This window comes from Candidatus Brachybacter algidus, from assembly GCF_016707225.1.
GTDB lineage: Bacteria > Bacteroidota > Bacteroidia > Chitinophagales > Saprospiraceae > Parvibacillus > Parvibacillus algidus.
In genome coordinates this window covers 238,708-250,859 of record NZ_JADJID010000003.1, presented here as the reverse complement: position 1 = coordinate 250,859, position 12,152 = coordinate 238,708, and the positions used below count along the sequence as shown (strand labels likewise).

General features: G+C 34.0%; 12 protein-coding genes and 2 pseudogenes. 10 read left to right on the top strand and 4 right to left on the bottom strand.

Translation table 11 applies throughout. The annotated features are described in order from the left end of the window. Positions 1–3 precede the first annotated feature (3 nt). The 6 genes and pseudogenes from IPI15_RS10935 (at position 4) to IPI15_RS10910 (ending at position 5,381) form a co-directional block, all read left to right on the top strand. The gene (locus tag IPI15_RS10935; protein WP_287404218.1) at positions 4–1,317 is read left to right on the top strand and encodes an efflux RND transporter periplasmic adaptor subunit; all 1,314 of its coding nucleotides are present in this window, start codon (positions 4–6) and stop codon (positions 1,315–1,317) included. Between the two features lie 44 nt (positions 1,318–1,361). After that, complete coding sequence (locus IPI15_RS10930; protein ID WP_287404221.1) at positions 1,362–1,715, top strand: heavy metal-binding domain-containing protein; 354 nt, start codon at positions 1,362–1,364, stop codon at positions 1,713–1,715. Between the two features lie 43 nt (positions 1,716–1,758). After that, the gene (locus IPI15_RS10925) at positions 1,759–2,124 is read left to right on the top strand and encodes a heavy-metal-associated domain-containing protein (protein WP_287404223.1); all 366 of its coding nucleotides are present in this window, start codon (positions 1,759–1,761) and stop codon (positions 2,122–2,124) included. 3 nt (positions 2,125–2,127) lie between these two features. Beyond that, positions 2,128–2,577: pseudogene (locus tag IPI15_RS19840) on the top strand (class I SAM-dependent methyltransferase); the annotation flags it as partial. Between the two features lie 168 nt (positions 2,578–2,745). Further along, a pseudogene (locus IPI15_RS10915) lies at positions 2,746–4,795 on the top strand (heavy metal translocating P-type ATPase). 22 nt (positions 4,796–4,817) lie between these two features. Then, positions 4,818–5,381 (top strand): hypothetical protein, encoded by a 564-nt coding sequence (locus IPI15_RS10910; protein WP_287404231.1) that lies wholly within the window; start codon positions 4,818–4,820, stop codon positions 5,379–5,381. 131 nt (positions 5,382–5,512) lie between these two features. Here the strand turns inward: IPI15_RS10910 and IPI15_RS10905 are convergent, their stop codons facing one another. Next, positions 5,513–5,932, bottom strand: coding sequence for a hypothetical protein (locus IPI15_RS10905; protein WP_287404233.1), 420 nt, complete (start codon positions 5,930–5,932; stop codon positions 5,513–5,515). Positions 5,933–6,083: 151 nt separating this feature from the next. On the opposite strand from IPI15_RS10905, the gene IPI15_RS10900 reads away from it, so the two are divergent. After that, positions 6,084–6,632 carry a hypothetical protein gene (locus tag IPI15_RS10900; protein WP_287420308.1) on the top strand — a complete coding sequence of 183 codons (549 nt, stop codon included), beginning with the start codon at positions 6,084–6,086 and terminating at the stop codon, positions 6,630–6,632. Positions 6,633–6,842: 210 nt separating this feature from the next. Here IPI15_RS10900 and IPI15_RS10895 read toward each other — a convergent pair whose 3' ends face one another. Continuing rightward, complete coding sequence (locus IPI15_RS10895; protein ID WP_287404236.1) at positions 6,843–7,637, bottom strand: S1 family serine peptidase; 795 nt, start codon at positions 7,635–7,637, stop codon at positions 6,843–6,845. A 176-nt stretch (positions 7,638–7,813) separates the two neighbouring features. Between IPI15_RS10895 and IPI15_RS10890 the strand changes: the two genes are divergently transcribed. From IPI15_RS10890 to IPI15_RS10880, 3 genes are all read left to right on the top strand, one after another. Beyond that, positions 7,814–8,821 (top strand): hypothetical protein, encoded by a 1,008-nt coding sequence (locus IPI15_RS10890; protein WP_287404238.1) that lies wholly within the window; start codon positions 7,814–7,816, stop codon positions 8,819–8,821. Between the two features lie 263 nt (positions 8,822–9,084). Next, a complete protein-coding gene (locus tag IPI15_RS10885; protein WP_287404239.1) occupies positions 9,085–10,236 on the top strand; it encodes an FG-GAP repeat protein in 1,152 nt (383 codons plus the stop codon). Between the two features lie 165 nt (positions 10,237–10,401). Next, positions 10,402–10,647, top strand: coding sequence for a KTSC domain-containing protein (locus IPI15_RS10880; RefSeq protein ID WP_287420306.1), 246 nt, complete (start codon positions 10,402–10,404; stop codon positions 10,645–10,647). A 133-nt stretch (positions 10,648–10,780) separates the two neighbouring features. On the opposite strand, the gene IPI15_RS10875 is transcribed toward IPI15_RS10880, so the two are convergent. Next, a complete protein-coding gene (locus IPI15_RS10875; RefSeq protein ID WP_287404242.1) occupies positions 10,781–11,065 on the bottom strand; it encodes a hypothetical protein in 285 nt (94 codons plus the stop codon). A 110-nt stretch (positions 11,066–11,175) separates the two neighbouring features. Next, complete coding sequence (locus tag IPI15_RS10870; protein WP_287404244.1) at positions 11,176–11,865, bottom strand: hypothetical protein; 690 nt, start codon at positions 11,863–11,865, stop codon at positions 11,176–11,178. Positions 11,866–12,152 lie beyond the last annotated feature (287 nt).

The following is a 12,152-nucleotide window of genomic DNA, read 5'->3' as shown; positions in this document are numbered from 1 at the left end:
CCAATGAATAATAAAAAATTAATTTTCATAATATCGACAGTAATTCTTGTCGCGGTAATTTCATATTTCGCTTTTTTTAGACACAGTGCCAATGATGGTCACGATCATGAAGCTGAAAACGGCAAAGAAGCAAATATTGAAGTCAAACATGATGAAGAAGAAACTCATGCTAATGAAAAAATGGTTCACCTGAATGAGGTTCAGTACAAGAACTCAGGAATTGACACCGCGTGGTTTGAATTAAAAAATCTGAGTGAGGTAATCAATGCCAATGGTTATACCAAACTTCCTCCTCAGAATCAAGCATCTGTCAGCGTGCAATTTGCTGGTAATATCAGCACTATAAAAGTGATCGAAGGCCAATATGTAAAAAAGGGCCAGGTGCTTGCTACTATGCAGAGTATGGCTTACAATAATCTCAGGCTTGAAAAATCTAAACTCAATGAACAATTGCAGACTTCAAAGGCCACACTGGAATATCTGAAACTGGACTTTGCCCGTCAGAAGGAGCTTTCAGATGAAAATGTCAATGCAAAGAAAGTTTTCCAAAAAGTAAGTTCAGAATTAAAACTGGAAGAAGCTAAAATTGCTGCATTACAAAGCCAGATTGCTATTTTGAGTCAGAATATTCAAATTGGAGGTACATCATCTTCACCTTTCATTAATATTACCGCCCCTATAAGTGGTAACGTTTCAGAAGTTTATGTAACCATTGGATCAGCAGCGGAAATTGGGAAACCTCTATTTAACATAATTGATAATTCGAAAATGCATGTGGATCTCTTGGTCTATGAAAAAGATCTGTTTAGAGTGAAACCCGGACAGAAAGTTCGATTCATACTGACAAACCAGGGCAATCAGGAGATTGGTGGAAAGATCTTCAGTGTAGGTAAGTCTTTTGAAAATGATACCAAATCAGTAGCCGTCCATGCTGATATTGTCAATGAAAAACAGTTATTAATTCCCGGAATGTATGTCAACGCCCTGATTGATATTGGGGTCAATAAAGTTCCTTCACTTCCTGTGGATGCAGTTATCAAGGCAGAAGGACGTGAGTTTATATTTGTGTGGGAAAAGGAAAATATGGAAACACAAGAGGAACATGCTGAAGGGGAAAAACATGAGGAAGGAGAAGCGCATGAAAAGGAAATCTCTTTTGCACGTATTGAAGTTAAAACCGGAACTGCACAATTAGGTTTTGTTCAGGTAACACCTTTAGTCAATATTCATCATGGAGATAAAATTGTAGTAAAAGGTGCCTATTATCTCCAGGCGCATCTTCAAAAATCAGAGGGTGGCGGCGGCCATGCCCACTAAAATTTAGTTAGCAAAATCATTATTAATCTTTAAATAATTTAAACATGTTTAGATCAATTTTTTTTATAACATTATCAGTAATTATATCCTTAACGCTTCCATCTTGTGGAAAAAAGGATAAGTCTGAACAAAACACTGAAAATAACATTCAAAGTTCAGAAGACAAAGCAGATAACTCAGACACGGTAGATCAATCTGAAGTGGTTCACGAAGACAGGTATATTTGTCCGATGGATTGTGAAAAAGGAAAGACCTATGCTGAAAAAGGAAAATGTCCGGTTTGTAAGATGGACCTGGCATTAAAGGAAACTGAGCATAAAGACCATGAGGGGCATGAGGATGAATTGGACCATGAAGGTCACAAAGATGAAAAAGATCATGAAGGACATGATCATTAATAAAACTAATTTTAATAAATCATATAACATAAAATTTAAAAACATGAAAAGTACTATTTTAAGAAATTCCATTTTTTCATTCCTGGTTGTTATATTTTCTTTGACTGCAGGATTGTCACAAACAGGGGCTAAAACTGAAAAGGCCGTTATTAAAACATCTATCGCCTGCAGTCATTGCCAGCAATGCGGATCATGTGGCAAGATGCTAAATAAGAATCTTAAATCGACAGCAGGTGTTAAGAAATTTACCCTAGATGAAAAAGCTGAAACATTCACAATAGTATATGATCCTGCAGTGACAGATATTAAAAAATTAAGAACAGCTGTTTCTAAACTGGGTTTTGATGCGGATGGTGTTAAAGCGGATCCGGCAGCATACGATCAACTTGATGAATGCTGTAAAAAGTAGTATATGGAAAATGTCAAAGACCATTGGGAAAAAGTCTTCTCCACAAAACAATCACATGAAGTTAGCTGGACACAGGCTTATCCGCATGCGTCATTGAACTACATAAAATTATTGCAGTTGCCGTTGACCGCCAGCATCATTGATGTTGGCGGCGGCGACAGCAATCTTGTTGTCCATTTATTGGACCTGGGCTTTACGGATCTCACTGTTTTGGATATTTCTGAAAAAGCATTGGAACGAGCAAAAAGTAAAATGGGTGAAAGTGCATCTATGATCAATTGGATCAATGATGATATCAATGACTTTCATTCCCATAGACGATATGATTTCTGGCACGACCGGGCTGTGTTTCACTTCCTTACAGATGATGCACATATCAGCAAATATATTAAGCTGGTCAACAATTTTGTTGAACCCGGCGGGTATTTTTTTCTTGGTACTTTTTCAGAAAAAGGACCTTTAAAATGCAGCGGACTTGAAATTAAACAATATTCAGAAGGCTCTATGGTAGGTACATTTATTGACCACTTCATGGTTGTTAAATGTTTTACAGAAGATCACTTTACCCCGTTTAACACAATTCAAAATTTCCAGTATTGCGGCTTCAAAAAAATAATTAATATGACACATCAACACATTTTTGACAAACAGGGAAAACAGGTTTGTTGTACTCAGGAAGAAAAGATCAATAAGTTTGCCGATGATGCAGTTAAAGCAAAATCAAAAAGAGTCGATTGTTGTGAGGTTGATTCGGCAATGAAGAATGACCATGAAGAGGATAATCATGTAGAAGAAAATAAAAGTTTATTTCAGATGTTTTTACCGGCGGTAATTTCATTGATACTATTGCTCACAGGAATTATATTGGATTATAATTTCGACCAGACGTGGTTTAAGGGTTGGATAAGAGTGGGATTATATATTGTTGCATATATCCCCGTTGGTTTTCCTGTTTTAAAAGAGGCGTTTCTTAGTATAAAAGAGAGGGAAGTTTTCTCAGAATTTCTTTTAATGAGTATTGCCACAATTGGCGCTTTTGCAATAGGTGAGTACCCTGAAGGAGTTGCAGTAATGCTTTTTTTACACTATTGGGGAAGTATTTCAAAATCTTGCTGTTGCAAGAGCTAAAACAAACATCAAGTCCTTATTGGACCAAAGACCTGATGAAGTAACTTTGATTGTGGATAATAAATCAAAAGTGGTCAAGGCTACAACTGTCAATATAGGGGATATTATTCAACTTAAAGCAGGCGAAAAACTAGGTTTGGATGGAATATTGATCTCTGAAAGTTCATCATTTAATACTGCAGCTTTAACAGGAGAAAGCAAACCTGACACAAAATCAAAGGGTGATGTTGTCTTAGCCGGAATGATCAATATGAATACAGTATCTAGAATTGAAGTAAATACTGCTTATTCAGACAGCAAGTTATCTAAGATCCTGGAGTTAGTCCAAAACGCCACAGCTCAAAAAGCACCTACTGAACTATTCATTAGAAAATTTGCAAAGATCTATACGCCAATAATTGTTGCTTTGGCAGTAATCATTTGTTTTCTTCCATATTTTTTTGTTGAACCATATGTTTTCAATCAATGGCTTTACAGGGCATTAATTTTCCTTGTCATTTCATGTCCGTGTGCTTTAGTTATAAGTATTCCATTGGGATATTTTGGAGGAATAGGGGCAGCAAGTAGAAATGGCATACTCTTCAAAGGAAGTAATTTTTTGGACTTATTAGCTAGTGTGAAAAATGTGGTCATGGATAAAACAGGAACTATGACAGAAGGGGTATTTGAAGTTAAAGATATTTACTTCAATGATGATTCAAGAAAAGATGAAGTTTTGAAACTTGTCAATGCTCTGGAACATAAAAGTACTCACCCTATTGCTACAGCAATTCATAAATATGTAGGTGAAGTTAATTCTAAGATTGAATTTTCCAATGTTGAAGAAATTGCCGGAAAAGGCCTGAAAGGTGAAATAAATGGTAAAACATTACTGGCCGGTAATTTTAAATTACTCGATCAATTCAATATAAAATATGATTCGAAAGTCGAAAATGAAGTTAATACTTTGCTTGCTATTGCATTCGACAATCAGTATGTAGGTTACCTGACAATTGCGGATAAGATTAAAGAAGATGCACAAATAACAGTTGATCTTCTGAAATCAATGAAGATCGAAATAACGATGCTCAGTGGTGATAAGGCAAATGTTGTAAAAAATGCTGCTGCTCAGCCCGGTATTAGTACCTCTTTTGGAGATCTTTTGCCCGACGATAAAGTCAATAAAATCAAAGAAATTAAGGCTAAAGGAAATATTGTTGCATTTGTAGGCGATGGTGTGAACGATGCTCCTGTCGTCGCATTGAGTGATATAGGCATTGCTATGGGTGGATTAGGAAGTGATGCAACGATCGAGACGGCAGATGTAGTAATACAAGACGATATGCCCTCTAAAATTCCTAGGGCAATTAACATTGGTAAACAAACAAAAAAGATCGTTTGGCAAAACATCATTTTAGCATTTACGGTGAAAGCTATTGTGTTGACTTTAGGAGCCGGAGGTCTTGCCACAATGTGGGAAGCCGTATTTGCTGATGTTGGCGTTGCATTGTTAGCAATATTAAATGCAATCAGGATCCAAAAGATGAGTTTTAAGTCCTCGTAATAATATAAAAAATGATTTTTAAATGAAAAGTAAGTTATTAACCAAAATAACAGCAACCTTCTTTTCACTTTCAGTTATCTATCTGGGTTACATCATGTTAGGTTTAATACCAATGATTTTGTTTGCATTTGGCTTTTTAGGAGGTTTGATTTTATGGTTAATATTTCCGTCTGCCTTTGAATTCAAGTCTGTCAGAATTCCATATTTTTTAACCTTAGGATTGTTTATTGTCCATAAAGTAGAGGAAAAATATATGGATTTTTTCCCAAAGTTATCTGAAATAACAAATGTTCCGGTACCCGAAGTTAACTCACTCAAAGTATATCTCTTATATACTTTCGCTGGAGCTTGGTTGTTAATTCCTATATTAGTGAATAGAAAATCTCACTTTGGATATTATCTTACCTGGACATTCTTCACAACAATGGGAATAACAGAATTAGCACATTTCATTTTACCATTTTTTACAAATAATGCATATGGATATTTTCCGGGAATGTGGAGTGTAATTTTTCTAGCACCTGTGGCATGGTGGGGATTATATCGGCTATTGAGTTTTAATATAAATTATAAACTGTCCAAATAAAATTCAAAAAAAACATTTATAGTTATTATTGCATTATTTGGTATCAAACTTAATTATTGCTTAGTCACTTCAAAAAACCGATTATGACATCGATTTATCATTATGAATGTCTGTTAAACCCATGATAAAACTTACTCCAGAAGTTCGTCAATCATGACTGTCCGTATTTTCAATTCAAATTTCGTGGCAAGTGATATAAGCGCTCTCGTCACTGCATCATCTTTGCTTAGAAATGCAATGAGGTGACTGCAATAATCCACTACTTGTTGATTGCGGATTGTGCCGGCATTGATCCAATATCTTTCACCATATTCATTTTCTCCAATTTCTGAAATGGGTTTTCCGTCAATGTCATCCCTTAATGTGGGTATAGACTTGAACCGAATATTATTTGCTTCTGCATACCATAAAGCCATTTCCTCCGTACCTGGATCATCGCCACTTACGATCTCCTTCAAACCAGTCAAATTCTTTAAGATCGCATCAACTTTTTGTTTAAATATTTCTTCGTTATAGAAATCAACACTTCCGGCTATTGCTATTCTTGACATTTTAATGAATTAAAAAATCCCGGTACCTGAGAAGATACCGGGACTCAATTATGAAAACTTCAAATCACCCTAACAAATGTAATAGATTTTTAAAGTATATTTTTACTTTTATATTGGAAAAATTTAATGACCTTCAAAAATCCCTTGATAAATGAAAGAAATCATCTTTATTGGTTCAGTACATGATGAAATAGGTGCAAGCAATTCAACAGAATTATTTAAAATCTTTGAAAGTATATCTCCTGATGTCATATTCATAGAGTTTGATACGGAACATTATAATGGAATGATTAGTGGTCAATATCTAGATAAGTTAGAAACTAGTGCAATCAAACTTTATTTAGCAAAAAAGAAAGTTAGAGTAGTTCCTGTTGATTTAAATTGGTACCCTATAATGGAGCCAATAATGGAAGATGGTTTCCGCGAAATGACTAAAACGTTTTATCAAAATGCAAAATTTATAAGATCAATTTCTTATTTTAGTGAACATTCAGAAATGGTGGGATTCAAATTTCTGAATAGTCAGGACTGTTTAGAAGTTCTTGATTACAAACAAAATATTGAAAGAGAAATATTAGATAAATATGGCAATGATCATTTCAACAACTTATATACTCGATACCGGCAGATGCATCATGATAGGGAAATGGAGATGCTAAAAATACTTACAATTTTAGCACGCAGAACCAATACAGAATAGCTATATTTCTTGGGGAACAGAACACAAAAGATCCATCATTGATAAAGTCCAGGTCTTTGAGGACAAGTATGATATGAAAATTAAATGGAATTTCAATTTCTTCAATTTGTAAATTTAGTATTCGAAGTCATTAAAATAATGTGGTCTAGCTTTAATTTATTCGGATTTAATACTTTTACTTTTACTTGGACATTTGACAATACAAAGATATTAAAATGTAATACTGTCAAGAACTTTACCTTCAATTATCTCTTCAATTACTTCTTTCTTCCATACAATACCAAGTTGGGCATCCAAGGCGCTCTTTCCTTGAATTCTACCGGAATATACCCCTGCAAAACCACATATCGTATCTAATCTAGTTTTATCATCTAAAACATTATTGATTATATGGGGTCCCGGTCTTTTAAAGATCACTGGAGATCCTGACATGCCGGATCTACTTGCTGTATCAATTAAAAACTTTGGTAAATTGTCCATTGGTAGCGTAGGTTCTGAAGCAACACTCCCTTTTTTCCAAATAGGAAAAAACGCCCCACCGTCTAAATTATATGGAAATCCTAAAATAAAAACATCATCAGCAATCTCCAATTCGTAATTATCAAAGGAAAATCTGTTTATAGCAGAGACCCTAACATTTTCATCGAAATGTATTGGTATTGCAACGACATCTACTTTTTCTGCATATTCTGGGTGTACAAACCAAGTTGCTTTATTATCAAGGAATAAATATCTGTATACATAAAGATGACTTAATGGCTGTTCATTTTTTTGCATTGTTATTCTAAATACATCAGGCCTACCTCCATGGTCACTTAAGGGTTCCATGTTTGCAGGATTTAATCCTGTGACATTATGCCAATTGGTAATTAAGAAGAATTCATCTTCATATCTGTAAATAAAGCAGGTGCCTGAAGCTAATTGAACTTTTGTTTGATCTAGAAACATTGCCAGAGGCAAGGATGTATCAGATAGATAGTGTTGTTTTATAAAAGCTTTTTTCATGATGGTTTAGATTGAAATCAAGATAAAAATTATTATTGAGATTATATCCATCTTAATATTTTAGACAATGGGTCAATAAGGCCAATATTTTTTATTTAAACTGCTATATTACACCTGATTAAATAAATATGACTTTTTAGATTCATAGAGCATTGACTTAACCTAAATTTAATGAAATGGATTATGTTAAAGATGGTAGCAGACTATTAACTTCAGTTTTTGATGAATATGATTTTGATGAAATCAAAGATCTGAAAGTCCTAGATAAATTTTTAGCTCGTCTACTTGAAGTTACAAATGGCATGTTAATAGTGGATTTCTTAGATTCGGGTAACTGGGATCATTTTGGGAGCTATTCAATTGATTATGAAAATGAAATAGTGTTTGTAAACTGGCACCCTTATATTGGTAGTCCAAAAATAGAAGATTATATAAATTCTTTAGATTATAAACCTGACATCTACTCTATCATGTTTAAATTTCAGGACCTAAAGTTTTATAAGTCAAAGAGTTTTCCATTTATTACTATAAGAGGATATGCTTTGGGGCAAAAGGAAGTTATGACTTACTTAAAACAATTTGATCAAAGTGTCATTCAAGATAAGCTTAGTTCAACTAATTTCTGTGCCATTTATAGATTAGACAGGGGATTATATACAGAACGATGTTACTGTTTACATACTCCTTTGTATTCCGTGCTATTAAATCCCAAAGATACTGCTGGAAGCACTGTTTTTTCCATGAAAGCCCTTTTTCTTTTTAATTATATTTCGTGCACAGAAAGAATCCAGAAAATAATCAGTTCGAAGGATTTGCCTAGTACTGATACTGATGTGTTAAGCGAAAAAGCAAATACAGTGAGACGTATATTTGAGTTTGCACTGAAAATAGAATGTTCATACCATTTGCATTTAAATATAAGCCTTATGTCTAGTACTGGATATAATGCAAACAATTTTATGTTAAAAAATAGTTATGGAAATACACTATTGGGTGATCTCATAAATAAGGTGAAGAAGTTGAAATCCGCAGATGAATTATTTAACCTGAATAGAATTGTTGTGTTATCAAATGAGTTTTCACATGATTCAGGAAAAAAAGGTACTCAAGAAAATCTAGATGAACTTATAAAGTTAGCTGTTGAATATATTCGTGGATTGATCAAAATGGTAAAATCACCTTAATCCTTTTTGCTTAACGGAAATATTAACCTTGATTTCATATATTTGAGGAGATTATTAAAATACAAAGGCGTTAGCGTCTTTCTTTAGGGTAGAAACTGGCAAAATTTCACAATCTAAGGAAGAATGACTTTACGTCCACGTCTTGCGTGGGCTTTAGTGTATTCTTGATTGTGGGCATGCCAGTGCCTTACCCTTGGAAAAGCTATTGACCCACGCTTTTTCCTTAAACTTCCTGCCAGGGTCTACAGGGCTAATTCACTTTTATGAAAAAGGTCTTTCTTGGTTTCCTTGCAATATTAACATTCTTATTAGTAGCACTCTCTTCATGTAGTTCAAAAGATAATGAAGAAAATACAGATCCGGAACCCCCACAAAAATTTGAAAATGATATTTTAACTGTCTTCCCTGACAATCAAGCTAATATTCATGGTGAAGTTACAATTGCTGGTAACAGCGACCAACTTTTAGTTTGTAGAGGATACTTTGGTGGATATGTGAGAGCGTATAATATCGAAGGGAGAGAAATAACTAAAAACCTTGATTTCAAATTGGAAAATCAAGATTTGAGTTCCGTATATAAAGTTGTAGCTTTAAATGATAAAGATCTGGTTGTTGACACTTGGGACAAAAGAAAATTTTTTGAAAACAATAATGGAAATTGGAAATCTATTCCCTATGAATCTAACCTCCCAAACATTATTCAGAATAGTCCAAATACCAACCTTCGTATATTTGGTAAACATGAAGCTCTAGATGGAAATTTCTTTGTAGAAGGACTGCCGAAACATTACATTACAAGCTTAGAAGAAGGAGTTGTTATAATAAATGAGAAAATTGCAGGAAAATGGAAGTTCAAAGAATACATACAAGCTCCTGATGGTAATTCCCAGGATTATTTTGGATCGTATGTTGCAATTAAAGGCAAATCACTATTAATAGGCGCACCTGGTCGAGATAAAAATGGTGAAGATGCTGGTGCAGCATATTATTATGAGTTAGATAATAATACTTGGATACTGAAGAAAACATTATTTGGAGCTACAGGTAATAGGAGTTTCGGTACTTCTGTTGCAATTGGATCTGATTACCTATATGTTGGATCTTCTGGTAACGCACCTTCTGTTAAAGTTTATGACAAAGTTACATTTAGTCCAATTTACTCAAGGACTGATACAGATAATTTCAATTTTGCAGATTATATGACCTGTTTTAATGATTTTTTATACGTTAAAGATGATGAGAGGTTAAATGTTTATAAAACCAATTCTGACCTTTCAAGGATTGTTAGGTATTTACCAACTAAATATCAGTACGATAATAGTGGATACGCTTTTGGTGATCAAGTCGCCGTATTTCCCAATATGGTCATCACTTCAGGCTCTAATGGTGGGAAATGTTTTATATATTATAAATAGTTATCTATGAAATATTTTATGTTATTGATCTTGGTTATTCTGCTATCATGCAGGCAAACTACCTAAGTTGAAGATGCCCCAGAAAGCTTTGGGACATATAAAGAAAACAAACCCGAATTAAGCTGTGAAACAATACCGGACAAATTTAAGTCCTATAAAGAGGCAGTGGAATTTATTCATAATGTAGATTTCGCTTATGAAGATCATTCAGACACTGATGATAGTGAATGGATTCATGGAGCTGATTATTATAGTTGCGATGAAGTGACAGGTTTTTTTATTGTTGTATTCGGTGATAAATCTTATATTTTTGAAGATGTTCCGGTTGAGATCTGGGAAGGTTTTTTAGATGCTCTGGATTATGGAAAATACTATCATGAGCACATCAAGGAAAATACCGAATGGAGCTAAGTGAATGATTAATATTCAATTGTAATAAACTTAATTAATATAGTTATTCTATAAAGGATACATAAATACCTCAATCTGGCTAAAAGTAATATCGGTTCAAAGTAAATATTAATTTTGGTGAAGATTTTTATAACTAATTCAAATTTGAGCGCTCCCTTTTCTGTCGCTCCATCTGAGCCTTAACTTGCTCTATTGTAGGCGGTTTAGATTGTGCCAAGAATTTCTTGTTCTTTTCTCGTTGCTCCCAGTATGGAGCGAAGTCGTGAATTTTCTTCTGATCTTCTGTCATTCTTTTGGTTAAATTATTTTTGACCGGCCTTTCTGCCTTAGCAACCTGAGCTAAGAAATAAACAAAGGATATATTTATTAGTGCGCCTAATTGCTTTGACATAATTGCCTCTTCTCTTAAACCTTCCATATGACTCGCCTTTTTTATGTTTAATCTTAACCTTAGCTTGGGGATTAATTTAGCGAAGCTAAAATTAAATCACCCATTAGTTTTTTGATTGGTTATAGATTATATTGCATTCAAATTGACAAAACCTTCAATTCAAACCCACCTATTGGAAGTTTAGACTTACATCTTTTAATCCATTCTTGAGCTTCTATGTTTGATTGAAAAATACCTAATATAACATAGTATTTCCCATTAAATGAAGCATAAATAGCTTTTGTAAACCCAATAATTCTCAATCGACCTGCACCATCTTCGACCTGAGCGAAAGTAGGATTGTTTGTAAGGTCCCACCATACAACATATCCTTTGTCACCGGACTGATACTGATTGAGTACTGAATTGAGTTTTCTAATATTTATATCTGGGTCGTTTTCTATGGCTTCAGCTTCAAGTGCTTTATCTAATGCTGTAAAATCCATAGGTTTTATTTTCAAATCTGGAGAATTAGCCATTTGGGTGATATAGTTGTTGTTACTTGAGCCATCTACAGTAACTGCATTCTTTTTATATAGGTTATCCAATTCTGAACTCTTAATCCTATATTCAGCATTGCCATACTTATCTAACTTAATGTATTCTCCATTCTCATATTTGGTTCGTCCCATATTACTTCCATCCATTGAGTAGAAGTTATAACCCCCTTCATTGTTTTTCTCGAAATACCCGGTATTTCTATTGTCTTTGTCTTTGATGTAAGCTCTTTGAGCCAGGGCACTAAAAGTAATGGAGATAAAAATTAAAAGAAATGTTAGGTTTTTCATATTACATTTTTAACCTGTAGACCCAACCAGGATATGTGAAATGAAAAAGCGTGGGTCTTAACTTTCCGTTCTGAGGCTCTGACAAGCCTGTACACAAATAAGATCAACCCACGCCGGAACGTGAGCGAAAACTTATTTTCTTCGTGTACTTATAGAAATTGTCAGATTTCAGAACAAGAAAATAGCTAACGCCAATATGTTATTACAGAGCAAATATAAGAAACGATTCATTTCGAGGAAATGATTTTAATACAAAACTTTAGATTGAATGTATAACTTCAGCAAAA